Raw genomic sequence first — 20,691 nt, forward strand, 5'->3', positions numbered from 1 at the left:
CGCGGAGCTGAACCACCATGAACGACCGACTGCCCCCGGCCCCGACCGACCTCACGGTGGCTGCCCGCACCCTCGCCGCCGACGGCGTGGTCTCCCTCACCCTTCGCCGCCCTGACGGCGGTCCGCTCCCCTCCTGGACGCCGGGCGCCCACATCGACGTACTCCTGGACAGCACCGACGGCGATCTGATCCGTCAGTACTCCCTGTGCGGACACCCGGCCGAACTCGGGGCCTGGCAGATCGCCGTGCTGCGCGAGCCAGGGGGCCGCGGCGGCTCCGCGTACATCCACGACCACCTGCGCGAAGGCGCCACCGTGCGAGTCCGCGGACCGCGGAACAACTTCCCGCTGCGGCCCGCCGCGCGCCATCTGTTCATAGCCGGCGGTGTCGGTATCACGCCCATCCTTCCCATGGTCGAGGCCGCCGAGGCGGCGGGGGCGGACTGGCGTCTGCTCTACGGCGGCCGCACCCGCGCCTCCATGGCGTTCCTGGACCGCCTCGCCCCGCACGGTGACCGTGTGCTCATCCGCCCGCAGGACGAGTACGGCCTGCTGGACCTCGCCGCCCACCTCGGCGAGCCCGAAGAGAACACCCTGGTGCACGCCTGCGGTCCCGAACCCCTGCTGCAGGCGGTGCAGGAGCAGTGTGCGGGTTGGCCGCCCGGCACCCTGGGCGTCGAGCGGTTCGCCCCGGCACGGACGGCCGAACCCGGCCCGACCGAGACCTTCGAGCTGGAGCTCGCCCGTTCCGGGCTCACCCTCACCGTGCCCCCGGACCGTTCGGTGCTCGAAGCCGTGGAGGCGGCCGGCGTCACGGTCGACTTCTCCTGCCGGGAAGGCACGTGCGGTACCTGCGAGACCGACGTGCTCGACGGCAGGCCCGACCACCGCGATTCGCTGCTGACCGAGGAGGAGCGGGCCGCCGGCGACACCATGCTCATCTGCGTCTCTCGCTCGTGCGGCCCCCGCCTGGTCCTCGACCTGTGATGGCGATCACCTCCAGCAATTTACTAGGACGTCCTAGTATCTCTTCGTCCTGCACCACCCCGCCCTGCCCGGGAAGGCCCTCATGAGCGATCTGCATCGACCCGTGCACCCCGTCCGCCTGGTCACCGCTTCAGCTCTGTTCGACGGGCATGACGCCTCGATCAACATCATGCGGCGCATCTTCCAGGCCCAGGGCGCCGAGGTGATCCACCTCGGACACAACCGGTCGGTGCGGGAGGTCGTGGACGCGGCACTGGAGGAGGACGCACACGGTGTGGCGGTCTCGTCCTACCAGGGCGGGCACGTGGAGTACTTCGAGTACCTGGTCGAGTCGCTGCGTCGGCAGGGAGCGGAGCACATCCGGGTGGTGGGTGGCGGGGGCGGCGTCATCGTGCCCGACGAGATCGCCAGGTTGCGCGGGAGCGGGGTGACCATCTTCTCCCCGGAGGACGGGCAGCGGATGGGGCTCGCCGGGATGGTCAACTCGGTGGTGCGCGACTGCGACTTCGACCTCTGGGACTGCAGGCCGACCGATGCGGCCGCCGTGCTCGCCGGTGACCGGTTCGCGATCGCCCGCGCCATCACCGGCGCCGAACTCGGCAAGCTGCCCACGGGCTTCCTGGAGCGGCTGCGTGCCGCCGCGGCCCGGGTCGTACCGGTGCTCGGCATCACCGGCACCGGCGGCTCGGGCAAGTCCTCGCTGACCGACGAACTCGTGCGCCGATTCCGTGTCGACCAGCAGGACAATCCCCCAGCTACCGCTGGGAGGTGCCCCCAGCGGATCGCGGTGATCGCGGTCGACCCGACGCGCCGCCGTGGCGGCGGCGCCCTGCTCGGTGACCGGATCCGGATGAACTCCCTGGACGGGGACCGGGTGTTCTTCCGGAGCCTGGCCACCCGCGGCAGCAATGAGCTGCCCCGGCACCTGTCCGATGTGATCGACGTCGTGAAGGCCGCCGGGTTCGACCTGGTGATCGTCGAGACGCCGGGCATCGGCCAGGGCGACGCGGCGATCGTGCCGTTCGCCGACACCTCGCTGTACGTGATGACGCCCGAGTTCGGCGCCGCCTCGCAGCTCGAGAAGATCGACATGCTCGACTTCGCCGATGTCGTGGCGATCAACAAGTTCGAGCGGCGCGGCGCCAAGGACGCGCTGCGCGACGTGGGCCGCCAACTGGTCCGCAACCGCGAGGCGTTCGACATGCGGCCCGAGGACATGCCGGTGTACGGCACCTCGGCGGCGACCTTCAACGACGACGGCGTCACCGCGCTCTATCAGCACCTGCGGACCGACCTGGCCGAGAAGGGGCTGCCGCTGTCCGAGGGCGCGCTGATACCGGTCGGCGTGCGCCACTCCTCAGGCATCCGGCAGGTGGTTCCCGCGGACCGGGTGCGCTACCTCGCCGAGATCACCGACACCGTCCGTACGTACCACGCGGAGACCGGGCGGCTGGCCGAGGCGGCCCGGCGGGTGCAGCGCCTGGAGACGGTCAGGGGCGAGCTCGTCGAGGCGGGCTCCGAAGCCGGGAACGTTCAGGCGCTGCTCGAGGACGCCCACGAGCGGCTCCCGCTCGACGTCAGGGAACAGATCGACAACTGGCCCGCTGTCATCGCCTCCTACTCCGGCGACGAGCAGGTCGTGAAGATCCGAGACCGGGAGATCCGCACCAAGCTCACCCGCGAGTCCCTGTCCGGCAACAAGATCCCCCGAGTCGCCCTGCCCCGCTTCACCGACCACGGCGAACTGGTGCGCTTCTGGCGTGCCGAGAACCTGCCCGGCCACTTCCCCTTCACGGCCGGGGTGTTCCCCTTCAAGCGCGACGGCGAGGACCCGGCACGGATGTTCGCCGGCGAGGGCGACCCGTTCCGCACCAACCGCCGCTTCAAGATGCTCTCCGAGGGCCAGCCGGCCACCCGGCTGTCCACCGCCTTCGACTCCGTCACCCTCTACGGCCGCGACCCCGACGAACGCCCCGACATCTACGGCAAGGTCGGCACCTCCGGTGTCTCGGTGGCCACCTTGGAGGACATGAAGGCGCTCTACGACGGCTTCGACCTCGTCGCGCCGACGACCTCGGTCTCCATGACCATCAACGGACCCGCGCCGACCATCCTGGCGTTCTTCCTCCACACCGCGATCGACCAGCAGACCGAGAAGTTCCGCGTCGTCGAGGGGCGCGCACCCTCGCCCGAGGAGGCGGCGGAGCTGCGTGCCCACGCGCTGGCGCATGTGCGCGGCACCGTGCAGGCCGACATCCTCAAGGAGGACCAGGGTCAGAACACCTGCCTGTTCTCCACCGAGTTCAGCCTGCGGATGATGGCGGACATCCAGGAGTGGTTCATCGCCCACCAGGTCCGCAACTTCTACTCGGTGTCCATCTCCGGCTACCACATCGCCGAGGCCGGCGCGAACCCCATCAGCCAGCTCGCCTTCACCCTCGCCAACGGCTTCACCTATGTCGAGGCCTACCTCGCCCGGGGCATGCACATCGACGACTTCGCCCCCAACCTGTCGTTCTTCTTCTCCAACGGCATGGACCCCGAGTACTCGGTCCTCGGCCGGGTCGCCCGCCGGATCTGGGCGGTGGCGATGAAGGAGAAGTACGGCGCGAACGACCGCTCACAGAAGCTGAAGTACCACGTCCAGACCTCGGGCCGGTCCCTGCACGCGCAGGAGATGGACTTCAACGACATCCGCACCACGCTCCAGGCGCTCATCGCGATCTACGACAACTGCAACAGCCTGCACACCAACGCCTACGACGAGGCTGTGACCACCCCCACCGAGGAGTCCGTGCGGCGGGCCCTGGGCATCCAGCTGATCATCAACCGTGAGTGGGGCCTGGCGATGAACGAGAACCCCCTCCAGGGCTCGTTCATCATCGACGAGCTCACCGATCTGGTGGAGGCGGCCGTCCTCACCGAGTTCGAGCGGATCAGCGAACGCGGTGGTGTGCTCGGCGCCATGGAGACCGGCTACCAACGCGGCCGCATCCAGGACGAGTCGATGCTCTACGAGCGGCGCAAGCACGACGGCACCCTGCCCCTCATCGGTGTCAACACCTTCCGCGACCCGCACGCCGACACCGCCGAACCCGCCGTCCTCGAACTCGCCCGCGCCACCGAGGACGAGAAGCAGTCCCAGCTGGAGCGGGTCCGGGACTTCCAGGCCCGCCACCAGGAACGCGCCCACGCCGCCCTGGCGGCCCTCAAGGAGGCGGCGGTCAGCGGGGACAACGTCTTCGCCGTCCTCATGGACGCCGCCCGCGTCTGCTCGCTTCAGCAGATCACCGAGGCCTTCTTCGAGGTCGGCGGCCAGTACCGCCGCAACGTCTGACCCAGCCCCGCACACCACACGCAGCGACCCTCAGAGAGGACCTCAGATGGATCCCGTCACCCGGCTCGGCGTCGTCGGATGCGGCCTCATGGGCTCCGGCATCGCCGAAGTCGCCGCCCGCAGCGGCATCGACGTCCGTGTGGCCGAGGCCACGCCGGACGGGCTCGAGGCGGGCCGCCGCCGACTCACCACCTCCCTGGACCGAGGCGTACGGCGCGGCAAGCTCAGCGAGGAGCAGCGAGACCAGGCCCTCGCCAGGCTTGCCTTCACCCGTGACCTCAGCGACATGGCCGACCGTCAGTTCGTCATCGAGGCCGTCGCCGAGAACCGCGACATCAAGGCCGATGTCCTGCGCACCCTGGACAAGGCAGTCGAGGACCCTGCGGCAGTCCTGGCCACCAACACCTCCTCGATCCCCGTCGTCGATCTCGCCGTGGTCACCGAGCGGCCCGCGCGGGTCATCGGCATGCACTTCTTCAACCCTGTGCCCGTGCAGCAATTGGTCGAACTCATACCCGCTCTCGTCACCAGCACGGACACCGTGCAGCGCACCCGCGCCTTGGCCGAGCAGCTGGGCAAACAGGCCATCCAGGCCCCCGACCGCTCCGGCTTCGTCGTCAACGCCCTCCTGGTGCCCTACCTTCTCGGCGCGGTACGGATGGTGGAGTCGGGCTCCGCGCAGCCGGAAGACATCGATCGGGGCATGGAGCTCGGATGCGCCCACCCCATGGGGCCCTTGCGCCTGCTCGACCTCATCGGCCTCGACACCGCCCAGGCCGTGGCGGAGTCGTTGTACGAGGAGTTCAAGGAGCCGCTGTACGCGCCCCCCGCCCTCCTGCGCCGTATGGTCGCCGCCGGTCACCTCGGTCGCAAGAGCGGCCGCGGTTTCCACACGTACGACACCTGAACAAGGGCTTCCGGTCGCGGGCGGGGCGGTCGGCAAGCGGAGACTCGGCTGCGACACATGCCGACCGTTTGCTGACGAACCGTCAGGACGATGCGATCGCGTACGGCGTCGCGACAGAAAGGGCGCGCGCGGCCGCGCGGATGTAAAGGTCCTGCGTTCCGCACGCCATACTCGCGCCCCGATCCCTCCTCACCTGGCACTATGGGGGCGAACGGAGATCCACCGTTCCGTGTCGCAGTGGGGGGCCAGGGGCAGTGCCACATCGGAATTCAGCTGACGATCACCTGCACGCCCTTCACCAGCAGGGCTGGGAGGCGGCGTGTTCGCTCCACCGACACCTGCGCAGCGGAGGAGAGTTGGCCCCGATCGCCACTCCAGGCGTGCTGCTCGAAGCGGGGGAGACCGCATACGGCGACGTATCGGCGGACTACGCGCGCTTCTATGGCACGAATGTGACCTACAACCAGCGCTCGGGCTTCTACTTCGGGTCACCGATGTTCGTCGCCGCCGGGCTGGTCGGGGACGCGCTCGCCAACAACAGCGCCCGCAACCGGGCGCAGGCGATGGCTCAGGCGCAGTGGCGAGACTTCTCCCCCTGCCGCGCGATACTCACCGACCGTCGTATGTTGCTGCACGTCGCGGCCGAGAACCGTTGGGTGACGCTTCGGCACCACGAGATCATCAGCTTTCTGCCCGTGCTCGAACAGTGGGCGTTGTTCACCGACTACCAGCAGTGGGAGCCGATGCGGCTGGCCGGGCCGACCGTGCCATGGTTGACCGCCGCGACGATCTCTGTGCTCAACCGGGGCCGGTCCGAGTACCAGCAGCTTTCTCCACTGCCGCTGCCGGACTGATGTGCCCGCCCGTCGAGCCGGGTGAGTCGGACCGGAACCCGGAGGCTCTGTCGGTCACTTGCTGCGCTGCAGCGTTGCGGTGTCCCCCGCACTCGTCACCTTGTAGCGCAGACTGCCGTCGCCCGAGGGGGTCAGGACGATGTCGACTTCGTCGACGCAGTTCAACGGGCTGCTCTCCTTGGTGATCTCCTCACGGACCTGTACCGAATACCCGGTGTCCAGGGTGAGGATCCATCGGCCGCTGCACGCCAGCGACGGGTAGTCGACCGTGGCCACCTGGTCACCGAGCTTCCCGCCCGTGTAGTCCACCTTGATCGAGTAGAGATCGCTGTCCGGCTCGCGCACGTTGCCGGTCCACTTGCCCTCGTAGGCGGCAGGGGACGCCTTCGGAGACTTCGTGGAGGAAGCCGCCCCGGACGCCCCCGAGTTGGCCGAGTTCTCCTTCTCTTGGAGGCCGGGAAGCGTCACGGCCAGGACGATGGCGAGCACGACGACGGCGGCCAGAGTGAGCAGCACGGGGCCCACCCGGCTTCTGCGGCGGCCGCCTGGCCGGAAGCCGCCCGGTACCGGCGGCATCGGCGGCGTGGCCATTGTGGTCCGTGGTGTCGGCATCGACGGCATGGGTGCCGGCGTGGGTACCGGGGGCATCGGTACCGGCGTCGGAGTGCCCGGCGGAGGAGGCGGGACGCGCCCGCCCTGCATGGTCGGCAGGGCGTGCACGTTGTCCCCGCCACGGCCCGCGGCCGGGTTGTCGACCTGGGTCGGCGGCGGCGCCTCCTCGAGGTCGAGGAGGCTGGAGGCGTGCCGGCCGAGCTCCGCTGTCAGGGCGCCCGGAAGCCACGCGTCCGAGGTGGCATCCGCCGTGGCCGCCTCAGCCGTCGCCACGATCTCGGACAGCGGAATTCGGTTCTCGGGCTGCTTGGCGAGGCACCGCCCCACGAGCTCGGCCAGCGGCTCGGGCATCCCCTCGAGGTCCGGCTCGTCCTCGGTCACCCGCAGCATGATCGCGTGGGCGCCGCTGTCCGGGCCACCGAATGCCTGTCGGCCCGTGGCGGCGAACACCAGCACCAGGCCGAGGCTGAACACGTCGCTCAGCCCGGTGATCTCGCTGCCGAGGATCTGCTCGGGCGACATGTACCCCGGAGAGCCGACCATCGCGCCGGTGCGGGTCAGCACGCTGGCGTCCGCCGCGCGGGCGACACCGAAGTCGATCACCCGGGGTCCGTTGACCGTCAGCATGACGTTCGACGGCTTGAGGTCCCGGTGCACCAGCCCGCAGCCGTGGATGCTCTGCAGCGCACGCGCCAGACCGGAGGCCAGGTGCCACACCGACTGCTCCGGCAGCGGCCCGTAGATCTCGGTCACCGCCCGGTGCAGCGTCGGGCCGGCGACGTACCCGGTGGCAACCCAGGGCGTGTCCGCCTCGGTGTCGGCGTCCAGGACCGGGGCCGTCCACTCCCCGCCCACCCGCCGCGCCGCGGCCACCTCCGCGCGGAACCGGCGGCGGAACTCCGCGTCGTACGCCAACTGCGCATGGACCAGCTTCACGGCGACCGTGCGCCCCCGCTGCGAGCGCCCGAGGAACACCTGCCCCATGCCCCCGGCCCCGAGCCGTCGGAGCAACCGGTAGTCCCCGACCTGCGTGGGATCGCCGGGCCGCAAGTTCTCCATGATCGTTTCGTCCCCCTGTTTCCCTCGCCCGAGTGCCCGCACTACCCCGCGCCGAGTGCTGCGGACAGTTGTGCTCGGCTCAGCGTGGCACTACAGCCCGACGCTCATTACAACATCACAGGTTGCGCCTGGGGGCGTCACGGGTGGATCACGCCGCGATCGAGCGACGTCGGCCGAGGTGTGGTGACGGCGGTGATGGCCGACAACGGTGATCGCGGGCGGATGAGCCGCGCCTCGGCCGTCCTCGGCAGAGCCAGGACTCGCGGCGGCCGGCCGTGCGCCACTTGTGGCAACCGCCACTTCCCGGCGGCCGGCCGTGCGCCACTGCTCGCCCCGTATGCCCCTGACCTTAGGGTTGGCCGTGGGACGGAGATCGACGGGGGCGGGCAGGGTCGCCGGTGGGGGGACACGAGCGTGGCACGACTGGTGGGCAGATCAGCGGAACTCGCACAGCTCGACGCCCTGTTCGCCGGCCTGGGGCGTTCCTCCGCCCCCGCGGTCGTCGACATCGCCGGTGAACCCGGCATCGGGAAGAGCCGGTTGCTCGCCGAGGCGTGCGCCCGGGCCGGGCGGGCCGGGTTCACCGTGCTGCGGGGTCTGGCCACGGAGTACGAACAGCACCTCCCCTTCCAGGCGTTCACCGACGCGTTCGCCGACGCCGATCCCGGCACACCGGACGCCGATCCCGCACTGGCCGAAGCGGTCTCGGTGCTGCACGGCATCCGGCATGCGCCGGGCGACGCGTCCGGCTCAGGCGCCGCCGCCCGCTTCGGCCGGCACCGTGCGATCGCCGCGCTCCTCTCACGTCTGGGCGAGCGCGGTCTGGTGCTGGCCATCGACGATCTGCACTGGGCGGATCCCGCGTCACGGGAACTCGTGGACCACCTGGTCCGCCACCCCGTACGCGGCCGGGTCCTTCTGGTCCTGGCCCGTCGGGCCCGGCAGACACCGACGTCCCTGACCGCGGCGCTGACACGCGGCGCCGACAGCGGGGCCGTGCTCCACCTCGCACTGGAGCCGCTCCCGGAGCAGGAGGCCATCAGTGGGCTGGCCTGCGACCTTCCCGAGGACAGGGCCAGGCGGCTGTACGCCGCCAGCGACGGCAACCCCCTCTATCTGCTCTCCCTGTTGCACGCGTACCGCAACGGGGCGCCGCTGCCCGGCATCACCGGCCACGCCGACGCCATCGACACGGCGGGTGTCCCCGGCGGACTCGCGGCGCTGCTGCTGGACGAGTTGACCGCGCTGAGCGAACGGCAGCTCCGGATCGTCGAAGCGGTGGCGGTGCTCGGCGACCACGCCGGGACCGCCATGCTGGCCGTCACGACCGGGCTCCCGGTCCAGGACGTGGAGGACGCGACCGGCGCCCTGGTGGCCCGGGACGTGCTGCGTGCCGGGCCGGGTGGCCGGTGGGCACTGCGCCACCCGCTGGTCAGGGCGCTGGTCTACGAGAACGCCGCGCCGGGGCGGCGTGCCGAGGTCCATCGCCGCGCCGCGCGGGAACTGGCCCGCCGCGGCTTTCCCGCCACCGAGCGGGCCCACCATGTCGAACGGGCGCTGACCGGCTGGGATCCCGAGGCCGCGGCCGTGTTGAGCGAGGCCGCGGCGCGGTTCGCGTCGACCGCGCCGGCCACCGCCGCCCACCTGCTGGACGTCGTCCTCGCCCACCTGCCGCACACCCCCGATCACGTCAGGCGGCGCGCCGAACTCGTCCTGGCACGCGCCCGTGCCCTCGGCGTCAGCGGGAATCTCCGGGAGAGCCGCGACCTGTTGCACAGCCTGATCGAGGCGTCGGGCAGGGACCATCCCGAGCTGCGGGCGGAGGCCGTCGCCCAGTGTGCCGTGATGGAGCGGCACCTCGGCCACTCCCCCGAGGCCACCGCCCTGCTGCGCAGGGAGCTGTCCCGCCGTCCCGGCCCGTCCCCCCGTCAGACGGTCTCCCTGCGGCTCGCGCTCGGCATGTCGGCCCTGCTGACCGCGTGCTATCCGCAGGCACGTGCGGACGTCGCGGAGGCGGTCGCCGTCGCGCGCTGCGACGACGACCCGACGGGTGAGGCGGCGGCTCTGGCCCTGGCGGCGCTGGGAGAGGCGTACGAGGGCGAGACGGCAGCGGCCCTCCGGTTCGCCGACGCCGCGCGCTCGCTCGCGGACGCGCTGACGGATCCCGACCTCACGGAACTGTGCGAGTCGCTGGTCTGGCTGGCCTGGGCGGAGACGCTGCTGGAGCGCTACGGCGACGCCGAACGGCACATCACCCGGGGACTCGACATCGTCCGCCGGAGCGGACAGGTCCATGTCCTGCCGCATCTGCTGACGAGCCGGGCCTTCGTCCACCTCACCACCGGCCGACTGCCGTCCGCGCTGGAGGCGGCCGAGGAGGCGGAGTCCGTCGCGCGGGCTGCCGGCAGCAGCGACCTGCTGGCCTTCACCCTCGCCATCAAGACGCTGGCGCTGCTGTTGGCCCGTCCGCTGGGGAACGCCGAGGCCCTGGCCACCGGTGAGGAGGCCGTCGCGGCAGCCGGCGGGAGCAAGGGCTGGTGGGCCGCCCTGGCCTGGTGCATGCTCGGGCACGCGACGTACGTCAGCGGCGACCCGCACCGCGCCCAGGAAGCCATCCTGACGGCCGGCGGTGGCCCTGAACTGCCGCTGCTGCAGCCGTCGATCCGTCCGGGCCAGCTGGACACCCTCACCGTCGTGGCTCTCGCCGCGGGAGACGCCGAGCAGGCCGGACGCTGGGCCGCCCAGGCGGCTCGCGAGGCCGACCGGCTCGGTCTGGGCGGGCAGCGGGCAGCCGCCCTGCGCGCCGAAGCCGCGCTGGCCGAGCACCGGGGCGACCTCGGCAAGGCCACACGACTCCTCGACTCGGCCGCGCGGGAGTACGCCCACTGCGGCCAGACCCTGTGGGAGTCGTACTCCCTGTTGCGTGCGGCGCCCTTGGTGCAGCGTGCCGGGCAGGGGCCGCGCGCCGCCGCGATGTGGCACCGCGCCCACCGGCTGGCCGTCGGCGGTGGCGCACGACTGCTGGTGGACCTGGCCGAGTTGATCCGCCCTCAGGTGCTGGCCGAGGCGCCGGATGTTCCGGCCGAGCTGGCCGAACTGACCGCCCGGGAGCTGGAGGTGGCGGCGCTGGTGGCGGAGGGTCTGAGCAACCAGGACATCGCCGCACGGCTCCATCTCAGCCGCCGTACGGTCGAAACCCACCTGTCCTCGATCTACCGCAAGGCGTCGGTACCGTCCCGCACGGCTCTGGCCGCTCTCGCGTGGAAGATTACGTAACCCACTTACGGGTTTCTACTGAGGCTGCTTCCCCCGCGGCCGTCTACGTTCGAGGAGTCGGACAACGCGAGCGAGTCGAGGGGACTGTGTGAGAGGCAACACCTCAGGCGTACGGGGGAGTTGGGTGACCGTCCTGGTGGCGGGGAGCCTGCTGGCCGGGTGTTCGGCGCAGGACGCGGAGGGCGGGCCTTCCGGGCGGACGGCGTCGCCCTCGCGCGGCGCTTCGCAGGAAGCCGAGGCGTCCCCTTCGGTCGGATCGACGGACGCCTCCGTGTTCACACCGGACGCGGCGCTCGTCCCCAGGACCCCGGAGAGCGGGCAGAGACTGGCCGACTCCGTCGTGCTCGCCCCGAGCGACTGGGGCCGGGGCTTCGTCGCACAGAAGCCGGCCGGGAGCACTCCGGGCACCTGGGCCGTGCTGGACGGCAGCTGCCGCTGGCAACGGGAGAAGCTTCCCCGCGGGGTGCTGGGCAGCGTGTCCCACTACAGCCGGCTGTCGGCGAGCGGCGGCAAGGGGGCCGTCAAGGTGACGGCCGCGGCCACGGTGCACGGCTCCGCCCTGAGCGCAGACGAACAGCTGAGCACCACCCTCGAGGAAGTGCTGCGCTGCCCGGAACAGCAGCCTCGGGCCGACGAGCGCATCACGGGTCTGATGTCGCTCGGCACCCCCTTCGGCGCCCGCGAGCAGCAGTACGCCGATGACTCCGTGCTGGAGGCCGGGGACTACGTCGAGAAGGACGGCGACTCCCAGCCGTACCGATGGATGGTCGCCCGGCTCGGCACGGTCGTCGTGGCCGTCTCCGTGACCGGTGCGGAGGGTCGCACGCAGCAGGAACTCGATCAACTGGGCACCAGTGCCCTGGCTCAGATGCTGACGCGCGTTCAGCAGCGGCTGAAGGGGAAGTGATGGATCCGCTGCGTACTTCGGACCCGGCCAGGCTGGCGGGTTACCGGCTGCTCGGGCGGCTCGGCGCGGGCGGCATGGGTGTGGTGTACCTGGCCCGCTCGGCGGGCGGAACGCTGGTCGCGCTGAAGGTGATCCAGGCCGAGTACGCCGAGGACGCCGACTTCCGGGAGCGGTTCCGGCGCGAGGCGGACACCGCCCGCCGGATGACCAGCCCGTGGGTGGCGTCCCTCGTGGACGCGGACCCCGAGGCGGCGGAACCCTGGCTGGCCACCTCCTTCGTGCCGGGGCCCTCGCTCGGTGAGGCCGTCGCCGCGCACGGGCCGCTGCCCGTACGCAGCCTCCGCCTTCTGGGAGCGCGGCTCGCCGAGGCGCTGCGGGACCTCCACGCCGTCGGTCTCGTGCACCGGGACGTCAAGCCGGGCAATGTGCTCCTCGCGCTCGACGGACCACGGCTGATCGACTTCGGGGTGGCCCGCGATCCGGAGGACACCGCGCTCACGTCGACCGGCGTCGTGGTCGGCACCCCCGGCTTCCTGGCGCCCGAACAAGCCCGAGGCGGACGGGACTTGGGACCGGCGGGCGACATCTTCTCGCTGGGCTGTGTGCTGGCCTACGCGGCCACCGGCCGCCCTCCGTTCGGCACCGGCTCACTCGACGCCCTGCTGTACCGCGCGGTGCACGACGCGCCGGATCTCGAGGGTGCGCCGGAGGAGCTCGCCGAGGTGCTGGGCGACTGCCTTCAGAAGGATCCACAGCTGCGGCCCACGGCCGAGGCGCTGTCGGAGGCCCTCGCGGCCGCGGCCTCCGCTCCCGACCCACGTGAGGCCCTGCGGCGGCCGGACGGCCAAGTCCCCGACGACGAAGCCTGGTTGCCCGAGCCGCTGACCCGGCTGATCGCCGAGCGGTCGGCCGCCGGGCTCGCGCTGCCCGGCATCGACGACACCGAGGTCGACGCCACGGCGGGCGACTCCGGCACGGCGGACGGCGCGGCGACGACCGCCTCCCCGGGCGGGCGTGCCGCCGGCAGACGCCGTTTCCTCCAGCTGGCCGGTGGCGCGGCGGTCGTCACGGCCGGGGGCGGCCTGGCCGCCTGGGCGGCGCTCTCAGGAGACGGGGCCGGCGGGGGCAACGCTTCCGGCACGGCCCCGACGGCCTCCGGACCCGTGCACACCATCGGGCTGCACGCCGACCTGAGCGGTGACCAGAAGGCGGTCGGCCGGGCTCAGGAGCGGGGTCTGCGGCTCGCGGTCGAGGAGTTCAACGCCCGTGCGGACCGGACGTTCACGCTCGCCGTGAAGACCGTGGACGACGGCGGCGATCCGGACCGGGCGCGCGCCGCGGCCAAGCAGTTGGTCGCCGACCGTTCGGTTCTGGCCGTGATCGGTCCCACCACGGACGCCACCGCCCAGGCCGCGCTCGCGACGTACGACGCCGCGTGGCTACCCGTCATCGCCGTCTCCCCCGGAGCCACCGTGCTTGCGGTCATGGGCAGCCGGTCCCTCCTGCACGCCCGGGTGACGGACACGATCCTGCCGTTCCATCTCAGCGCGTATCTGCGCGGCACCGCGAAGTCCCGCACGATCGGGATCGTCGACGACCGGGCGGCGGACGCGTACGCCTGGGAGATCAGCAGCACGCTCAGCCGGGTCCTGAGGGACGACAGACAGCCGTCCGTGCCGAAGGTGGTCAGCGCCTTGCGGACCGACTTCGGGCCGACCCTCGACGCCCTTCTCGACGGCGGCGCGGACTCCGTGGTCTTCGCCGGCTACCACGAGCGGGCCGCGCTGCTGGCCAGGGAGCTGAAGAACCGCGGCTTCCCGGGGGCCCGCACCGCCGCCCAGGGGGTGCTGGACACCCGGTTCCTGTCCGCCGCCGGGGACGCGGCCGAGGGCTGGGTGGTGGTCGCCCCCGTCATGGACGGCTCCGTCGCTCCCGAGGCCAAGGCGTTCGCGGCCGCGTACCGCAAGCGGTTCGACGCCGAGCCGGAGCGGTACGCCGTCGAGGCGTACGACGTGGCCCGGCTGACCGCGCAGAGTCTGAGCGAGCCGGCCGCCGGGCGCGCGACCCGGCAGAACCTGACGACGGCGCTGCGCTCGGCCACGTACAAGGGGATCACCAAGAACTTCGCGTTCGACAAGAAGACCGGAGCCCTGGTCATCGACGGCAGCGGGGTCTACCTCTGGAAGGTCACCGGCGGACGGTTCGCGTACCAGGGCGTGGCGCCGTTCCAGGTGTCCACCTGATGGGGCGCTGATGGAGCCGTTGCGCGGCTCCGACCCGGCCAGGATCGCCGGCTACCGGGTGCTGCGCCGGCTCGGCGCGGGCGGCATGGGTGTGGTGTACCTGGCCCGCTCCACGGGCGGTTCGCTCGCCGCGCTCAAGGTCATCCGCGCCGCGCACGCGGACGACCCGGGTTTCCGTGCCCGCTTCCGCCGTGAGGTGGAGACGGCGGGCCGGGTCACGAGCCCCTGGGTGGTGCCGCTGCTGGAGGCGGACCCGGACGCGGAGTCGCCGTGGCTCGCCACGGCGTTCGTGCCGGGCCCCTCCCTCGCGGAGGCCGTGGAGGAGTACGGGCCGCTGCCGCACGACTCGGTCCGGGTCCTGGGAGCCCGTCTCGCCGAGGCGCTGGACGCCGTGCACGCGGCGGGTCTGGTGCACCGGGACGTCAAGCCCGGCAATGTGCTGCTCGCGGTCGACGGACCGCGAATGATCGACTTCGGTATCGCGCGGATGCCGGAGGACACCGCGCTCACCGCCAGCGGGATGGTGGTCGGCTCCCCCGGGTTCCTCTCCCCCGAGCAGGCCCAGGGACGGGGCAGGGAGATCGGCCCGGCCAGTGACGTCTTCTCGCTCGGCTGTCTGCTGGCTTACGCGGCGACGGCCGAACGCCCCTTCGGCCGGGGATCCGCGGCCGAGGCGCTCGTGCGTACCGTCCGCGACGAACCGGACCTGGACGGCGTGCCGGGCACGCTGGTGCCGCTGCTGCGCGCCTGCCTGGCGAAGGATCCCCGTTCCCGGCCCGTCGTGGCCGACATCCGGCGGACCCTGAGCGGGGCCGGGGCTCAGAGCGATGCCTGGTTGCCCGAATCCCTCACCCGGCTGATCGCGCGCCGGTCCGCCGTCGTCCTCGCCCTGCCGGACGTCGAGGCGACCGAGGTGACCGGAGCGACGGCGGCCGACGTGACTGCCGGCGCCGACCCGGTCCCCGGCCGGGGCTCCACGCGACGCCGCTTCCTCGTGCTGGGCTCGGCGGCCGGGGTCCTGGCGGCTGGCGGAACGGCGGCCTGGTGGACGGCGGATCGCCGCAGCCGTACTCCGGCACAGGACAGTGGCGGCAGCCTTCCGCGGCTGGTCATCGCCCTGCACGCCGATCTGAGCGGCGGCGAGCGTACGACGGGCCGCGCCCAGGAGAACGGCGTCCGGCTCGCCGTCGATCACCTCAACTCACGGGCCGGCCGCGGCTTCGAGCTGGCGCTCCAGGTGCACGACGACGCCGGCAGCACGACCCGTGCGGAACAGGTCGCGCGGCAACTGGCGGCCGACACCCGGGTCAGGGCGGTGATCGGGCCCACCACCGACGCCTGCGCGAGGGCCGCCCTCGACACCTATGTGCAGGCCCTGCTCCCGATGGTGTCCGTGTCGGTCGGACTGCGCGACGAGTCCGCCCTCTCCTCCCGGGTGTACGCGGCCACCCGCCCGCAGGACGGCACCCTGGCCGCTCCGATCGTGGCCCATCTCGTCCGCACGGCCGGGGCACGCGAGACGGTCCTGGTCGACGACGCCGCGGAGGGCGACTTCAGCTGGGAGATCTGCACCCGCGTCAGCGAGGCCCTGCGATCCGGCTCGCATTCCACCACCCGGCGCACCCTCGCCGCCGAGGACGACACGGCCGGCGACTTCCGTGCCCTCGCCGAAGGGGTGACCGATTCGGGAGCGGACGCCGTGGTGTTCGCCGGAGGGTACGCACGCGCCGCGAAACTGGCGCTTGCGCTGCGGTCCGCCGGCTATTCCGGTACCCGGCTGGCCACGCAGCGCGCCATGGACCCGCGCTTCCTCACCACGGCGGGCGACGCCGCCGAGGGCTGGGTCTTCTCCACCACCTTCCTCGATCCGACCCGCGTGACGGCCGCGAAGTCCTTCGTGACCGCCTACCGCAAACGCTTCTCCGGCGCCGCCCCGCCCTGGTATTCCGCGGAGGCCTACGACGCGACGCTGTTCGTGGCCCGGGCCATGACCGCGCTCGGCGCGTCCCGCGCGGAACGGGGTGCGATCGTGGGCCGGCTGCGCGAGACCGACTACCGGGGGATCACCAAGCGGCTGCACTACACGGCGTCCGGCACCGGCTACACCATGGACGGCCTGCACCTGTTCCGGGCGTCGGCCGGCCGTTTCCGGTATCTCGGCCAGTACCAGGACGCCACCGCCTGAACGCCACGCGCCCCACGGAGGGGCGAGGGCCCTACGCCACCGCCTCCCCCGCCGCCGCGATCTCCGTCACGTCGCCCGGCTTCCGCTCGAACTGCGTCCGGTACAGCTCCGCGTAGCGTCCCCCGGCCGCCAGCAGTTCCTCGTGCGTGCCGCGTTCGACGATCCGGCCGGACTCGACGACCAGGATCAGGTCCGCCGCGCGCACCGTGGACAGACGGTGCGCGATCACGACCGCGGTGCGGCCCTGGAGCGCCTCCGTGAGCGCCTCCTGGACGGCCGCCTCCGAGGTGTTGTCGAGGTGGGCGGTGGCCTCGTCGAGGATGACGACGCGCTGGCGGGCCAGCAGCAGACGGGCGATGGTCATCCGCTGGCGTTCTCCGCCGGAGAGGCGGTAGCCGCGTTCGCCCACGACCGTGTCCAGTCCGTCGGGCAGGGAGTTGACCAGGTCGTCGAGGCGGGCCCGGCGCAGTGCGTCCCGGAGTTCGGGCTCGGTCGCCGTGGGGCGGGCCAGGAGCAGGTTCGCGCGGACCGTGTCGTGGAAGAGGTGGCCGTCCTGGGTGACCATGCCGAGGGTGTCGCGCAGGGAGGCCGCGCTCAGGTCGCGGACGTCGACGCCGCCGAGACGTACGGCGCCCTCGTCGACGTCGTACAGACGCGGAAGCAGCTGCGCGACCGTCGACTTGCCCGCGCCGGACGAGCCGACCAGGGCGACGGTCTGTCCGGGTTCGGCGCGGAAGGAGACGCCGTGCAGGACCTCCGCGCCGTCCCGGGTGTCGAGGGTGGCGACCTCTTCGAGGGAGGCGAGGGAGACCTTGTCGGCGGACGGGTAGCCGAAGCGGACGTTGTCGAACTCGACGGCGACCGGGCCGGCCGGGACCTCGCGTGCGTCCGGTTTCTCCTCGATGAGGGGTTCCAGGTCGAGCACCTCGAAGACGCGCTCGAAGCTGACCAGGGCGCTCATCACCTCGACGCGCGCGCCGGCCAGCGAGGTGAGCGGCGCGTAGAGGCGGGTGAGGAGCAGGGCGAGCGACACGACGGCGCCCGGCTCGAGGGTGCCGCGCAGGGCGAACCAGCCGCCGAGGCCGTAGACGAGGGCGAGGGCAAGGGCGGAGACGAGGGTCAGGGAGGTGATGAACGCCGACTGCGCGGTCGCCGTCCGTACGCCGATGTCCCGCACCCGCCGGGCCCGCGCCGCGAACTCCGCCGACTCCTCCTCCGGCCGCCCGAACAGCTTGACCAGTGTGGCGCCGGGCGCCGAGAAGCGTTCGGTCATGCGGGTGCCCATGGCCGCGTTCAGCTGGGCCGCCTCCCGCTGCATCCTGGCCATGCGGCTGCCCATGCGCCGCGCCGGGATCACGAACACGGGCAGCAGGACCAGCGACAGCAGGGTGATCTGCCAGGACAGGGTGAGCATGACCGCGAGGGTGAGCAGCAGCGTGACCAGGTTGCTGACCACACCGGACAGGGTGTTGCTGAACGCGCGCTGGGCGCCGATCACGTCGTTGTTGAGACGGGAGACGAGCGCCCCCGTACGAGTGCGTGTGAAGAACGCGACCGGCATGCGCTGCACATGATCGAACACAGCCGTCCGCAGATCGAGGATGAGGCCCTCCCCGAGCGTGGCCGAGAGCCGTCTGCCGAGGATGCCGAGGGCCGCCTCGAGGAACGCGATCAGCGCGATCAGCAGGGCGAGTCGTACGACCGTCCCCTCGTCGCCGCCCGACACGATCGCGTCGACGACACGCCCGGCCAGTACGGGCGTCGCGACGGCCAGCAGGGCCGTCACCACCCCGAGCACGACGAAGAGCGCGATCCGGCGGCGGTGCGGGCGGGCGAACGCGCCGATGCGGCGCAGTGTGGTGCGGTCGAAGGGGCGGCGCTCCTGCTGCGCGTTCATCACGCTGTGCAGCTGCATCCAGGCGGTGGTCTCCATGCTCATGGAGACGAACTTAGAACCTCAAGCATCATTGAGGTCAATGTCCGCCGTCCCGTCCCCTGCGCGAAGGATCCGATGACCGTACGTAATGTGGCGTCCCCGCTCCCGCAACCCGCAGTTGGCGAGGTGCGGAAAACCTCTCCGGATGTGACAGCGGTACAACTCCCCCAACGGCGGAACCTCCCCGTCCGCCAGATCCTGTGCCTGCTCCCGCTCCTGCTCGTCACCGGAGTCGCGGTCCAGCACCGGTCCGTTCTCGCCGAGGGCTTCGGCCATCTGCGGACGGCCCAGTGGCCGTGGCTGCTGGCCGCGGCCAGCGCGACCTGTATGACCTGGGTGGCGGCGGCCTTCACCCGCCAGGGCGCCGTCGTGGAGCGGCTGCCCCGGCGGCGGCTGCTCGCCACGCAGTTCGCGGCGGGCGCCGCCAACCATCTGCTGCCGACCGGGCTCGGCGCGAGCGCGGTCAATCTGCGCTTCATGACGGTGTGCGGGGTGCCGCTCGCCCGCTCCTCCGCCGCCCTCGCGCTGTACCTGCTCGCGGAGTGCGTCGGCCGTCTGGGTCTGCTCGCCGTGCTGCTCGTCGCCTTCCCCGGCGCGCTGCGGCTCGGCACGCTCCTCCCCGCGGGGGCTCTCGGCCCGCTGCTGCTCGCCGTCGCCGCCGTCGCGGTCGTGGCGGCGGCCGTGCTCGGGGGCGTACGACGGCTGCGTACGGCCGCGTGCTCCTTCCTGCGCACCGCGCTGGGCGAGGCGCGCTCCGTGCACACCCGTCCGGCGCGGGCGCTGGCCCTGTGGGGCGGTTCGCTGGCGTTTCCCGCGCTGCAGGCCGCCGGACTGGCCGCGGTGGGGCAGGCGCTGGGCCTGCCGGTGCCGCCGGCACACATGGCGGTGGCCTATCTGGCGGCGACCGTCGCCGTCGCCCTCGTGCCCACTCCGGGCGGGCTCGGCTCGGTGGAGGCGGCGCTGATCGTGGCACTGGTGGCGGCGGGCGGCCCGGCGGCCGTGGCCACGGCGGTAGTCCTGGCCTACCGGATCATCACGGTCTGGCTGCCGCTGGTACCGGGTGCGTTGACGCTGGGAGCGCTGGTGCGGCTGAAGGTGATCTGACACAGCCTGGTGAGGTCGTCACCACAACAGCGGCTCGCCGTCCCGGAAGAAACCACCCGTCGGGCCGCCGTCGGGCAGGGTGGCCGCCCAGACGATCCCGACGGCGCCCTCGGGCACGGGACGTGCCAGGCGCGATGACGCCGGGAGCGCTGGCACCGCTGAAAGTGATCTGACACAGCCTGGTGAGGTCGTCACCACAACAGCGGCTCGCCGTCCCGGAAGAAACCACCCGTCGGGCCGCCGTCGGGCAGGGTGGCCGCCCAAACGATCCCGACGGCGCCCTCGGGCACGGGACGTGCCAGGCGCGATGACGCCGGGAGCGCTGGCACCGCTGAAAGTGATCTGACACAGCCTGGTGAGGTCGTCACCACAACAGCGGCTCGCCGTCCCGGAAGAAACCACCCGTCGGGCCGCCGTCGGGCAGGGTGGCCGCCCAAACGATCCCGACGGCGCCCTCGGGCACGGGACGGCCTCCGCCGCCCATGTCGGTGGCGGTCCAGCCGGGGCAGACGGCGTTGACGAGCACGCCGTGGCCGCGCAGCTCACCGGCGAGCAGCCGGGTGAGGGCGTTGAGGGCGGCCTTGGAGACGCTGTACGCGGGCGTGCCGCCGGTCATCCCCGCCAGCGACCCGCCCTCGCTGCTGACGTTGACCACCCTGGGGTGCGGACTGCGCTCGAGGAGCGGCAGCAGGGCCTGCGTGACCTGCCAGGCCCCGAACAGGTTGGTGTCCAGCGCCCGGCGGACCTCGTCGAGATCCGCAGTCCGGGCCCGGGCCCAGGTGTCGTAGAGGATCGCCGCGTTGTTGACGAGCACGTCGGCACGGCCGAGATGCCGGGTCACCCACTCGGCCATGGCGACGACGCTCGCCTCGTCGGCCACGTCGAGCTGCACGGCGGTCACCCACCGCCCTCCGGGATCCAGCTGTGCGGCGGCCGCCCGGCCCTTCTCGAGGTCGCGGGAGCCGAGGACGACTCGGTGCCCGCGCTCGGCGAGCTGCCGTACGACCTCGTACCCAAGGCCGCGGTTGGCGCCGGTCACCACCGCGACGGGCGACGACTCCGGGCCGCCGGTGTGTGCGACTGCCATCGGGAACTCCCTGGGTCCACGACCATTGTGTCCGAGAAGCACCCTTCGCCACCCTGCCCCCTACGAACTCCCGTGCCGGATACGGCAGGATGAACGGTCGCGCCGCTTGTCGTCCCGTACAGGTCCCGGCGCGATCGCACATCCCGGAATCGAACAGGTGACATCGTGACGAGACATCACATCCGGCCGTCGGCGGAC

General features: G+C 72.2%; 12 protein-coding genes. 9 read left to right on the plus strand and 3 right to left on the minus strand.

The window, feature by feature from the left end:
- Positions 1 to 17: 17 nt before the first annotated feature.
- From ABZO29_RS07420 to ABZO29_RS07435, 4 genes are all read left to right on the plus strand, one after another.
- A complete protein-coding gene (locus tag ABZO29_RS07420; protein ID WP_367319338.1) occupies positions 18 to 986 on the plus strand; it encodes a 2Fe-2S iron-sulfur cluster-binding protein in 969 nt (322 codons plus the stop codon).
- An 82-nt stretch (positions 987 to 1,068) separates the two neighbouring features.
- On the plus strand, positions 1,069 to 4,323 hold the full coding sequence (gene icmF / locus ABZO29_RS07425) for a fused isobutyryl-CoA mutase/GTPase IcmF (protein ID WP_367319339.1): 3,255 nt from the start codon (positions 1,069 to 1,071) through the stop codon (positions 4,321 to 4,323).
- A gap of 46 nt (positions 4,324 to 4,369) precedes the next feature.
- Entirely contained in the window at positions 4,370 to 5,230 is an 861-nt protein-coding gene (locus ABZO29_RS07430) for a 3-hydroxybutyryl-CoA dehydrogenase (protein WP_367319340.1), read from the plus strand.
- Between the two features lie 380 nt (positions 5,231 to 5,610).
- Positions 5,611 to 6,084, plus strand: a complete 474-nt coding sequence (locus ABZO29_RS07435; RefSeq protein ID WP_367319341.1) for a hypothetical protein — start codon at positions 5,611 to 5,613, stop codon at positions 6,082 to 6,084.
- A 54-nt stretch (positions 6,085 to 6,138) separates the two neighbouring features.
- Here the strand turns inward: ABZO29_RS07435 and ABZO29_RS07440 are convergent, their stop codons facing one another.
- Positions 6,139 to 7,755 (minus strand): serine/threonine-protein kinase, encoded by a 1,617-nt coding sequence (locus ABZO29_RS07440; RefSeq protein WP_367319342.1) that lies wholly within the window; start codon positions 7,753 to 7,755, stop codon positions 6,139 to 6,141.
- 414 nt (positions 7,756 to 8,169) lie between these two features.
- Here ABZO29_RS07440 and ABZO29_RS07445 point away from each other — a divergent pair, with 414 nt between their 5' ends.
- The 4 genes from ABZO29_RS07445 to ABZO29_RS07460 all read left to right on the plus strand — a co-directional run bounded on the left by ABZO29_RS07445 (position 8,170) and on the right by ABZO29_RS07460 (position 16,366).
- The gene (locus ABZO29_RS07445) at positions 8,170 to 11,031 is read left to right on the plus strand and encodes an AAA family ATPase (protein ID WP_367319343.1); all 2,862 of its coding nucleotides are present in this window, start codon (positions 8,170 to 8,172) and stop codon (positions 11,029 to 11,031) included.
- A gap of 88 nt (positions 11,032 to 11,119) precedes the next feature.
- Positions 11,120 to 11,938: a hypothetical protein gene (locus ABZO29_RS07450; protein WP_367319344.1), complete on the plus strand. Its 819-nt coding sequence runs from the start codon at positions 11,120 to 11,122 to the stop codon at positions 11,936 to 11,938.
- A complete protein-coding gene (locus tag ABZO29_RS07455) occupies positions 11,938 to 14,181 on the plus strand; it encodes a bifunctional serine/threonine-protein kinase/ABC transporter substrate-binding protein (protein ID WP_367319345.1) in 2,244 nt (747 codons plus the stop codon). Before ABZO29_RS07450 ends, ABZO29_RS07455 begins: the two co-directional genes overlap by 1 nt.
- Positions 14,182 to 14,191: 10 nt before the next feature.
- The gene (locus tag ABZO29_RS07460; protein ID WP_367319346.1) at positions 14,192 to 16,366 is read left to right on the plus strand and encodes a bifunctional serine/threonine-protein kinase/ABC transporter substrate-binding protein; all 2,175 of its coding nucleotides are present in this window, start codon (positions 14,192 to 14,194) and stop codon (positions 16,364 to 16,366) included.
- A gap of 31 nt (positions 16,367 to 16,397) precedes the next feature.
- On the opposite strand, the gene ABZO29_RS07465 is transcribed toward ABZO29_RS07460, so the two are convergent.
- Positions 16,398 to 18,305, minus strand: a complete 1,908-nt coding sequence (locus tag ABZO29_RS07465; protein ID WP_367319347.1) for an ABC transporter ATP-binding protein — start codon at positions 18,303 to 18,305, stop codon at positions 16,398 to 16,400.
- Between the two features lie 144 nt (positions 18,306 to 18,449).
- On the opposite strand from ABZO29_RS07465, the gene ABZO29_RS07470 reads away from it, so the two are divergent.
- On the plus strand, positions 18,450 to 19,406 hold the full coding sequence (locus tag ABZO29_RS07470) for a YbhN family protein (RefSeq protein WP_367319348.1): 957 nt from the start codon (positions 18,450 to 18,452) through the stop codon (positions 19,404 to 19,406).
- A gap of 364 nt (positions 19,407 to 19,770) precedes the next feature.
- Here the strand turns inward: ABZO29_RS07470 and ABZO29_RS07475 are convergent, their stop codons facing one another.
- On the minus strand, positions 19,771 to 20,493 hold the full coding sequence (locus ABZO29_RS07475) for an SDR family oxidoreductase (protein WP_367319349.1): 723 nt from the start codon (positions 20,491 to 20,493) through the stop codon (positions 19,771 to 19,773).
- Between the last annotated feature and the right edge of the window lie 198 nt (positions 20,494 to 20,691).

This window comes from Streptomyces sp. HUAS ZL42 (genome assembly GCF_040782645.1).
GTDB lineage: Bacteria > Actinomycetota > Actinomycetes > Streptomycetales > Streptomycetaceae > Streptomyces.

Bases quoted from the DNA above. Each gene is read 5' to 3' on its own strand.
- ABZO29_RS07420 (WP_367319338.1), top strand. From the start codon at position 18: ATGAACGACCGACTGCCCCCGGCCCCGACCGACCTCACGGTGGCTGCC.
- icmF (WP_367319339.1), top strand. From the start codon at position 1,069: ATGAGCGATCTGCATCGACCCGTGCACCCCGTCCGCCTGGTCACCGCT.
- ABZO29_RS07430 (WP_367319340.1), top strand. From the start codon at position 4,370: ATGGATCCCGTCACCCGGCTCGGCGTCGTCGGATGCGGCCTCATGGGC.
- ABZO29_RS07440 (WP_367319342.1), bottom strand. From the start codon at position 7,755: ATGGAGAACTTGCGGCCCGGCGATCCCACGCAGGTCGGGGACTACCGG.
- ABZO29_RS07455 (WP_367319345.1), top strand. From the start codon at position 11,938: ATGGATCCGCTGCGTACTTCGGACCCGGCCAGGCTGGCGGGTTACCGG.
- ABZO29_RS07460 (WP_367319346.1), top strand. From the start codon at position 14,192: ATGGAGCCGTTGCGCGGCTCCGACCCGGCCAGGATCGCCGGCTACCGG.
- ABZO29_RS07465 (WP_367319347.1), bottom strand. From the start codon at position 18,305: ATGAGCATGGAGACCACCGCCTGGATGCAGCTGCACAGCGTGATGAAC.
- ABZO29_RS07475 (WP_367319349.1), bottom strand. From the start codon at position 20,493: ATGGCAGTCGCACACACCGGCGGCCCGGAGTCGTCGCCCGTCGCGGTG.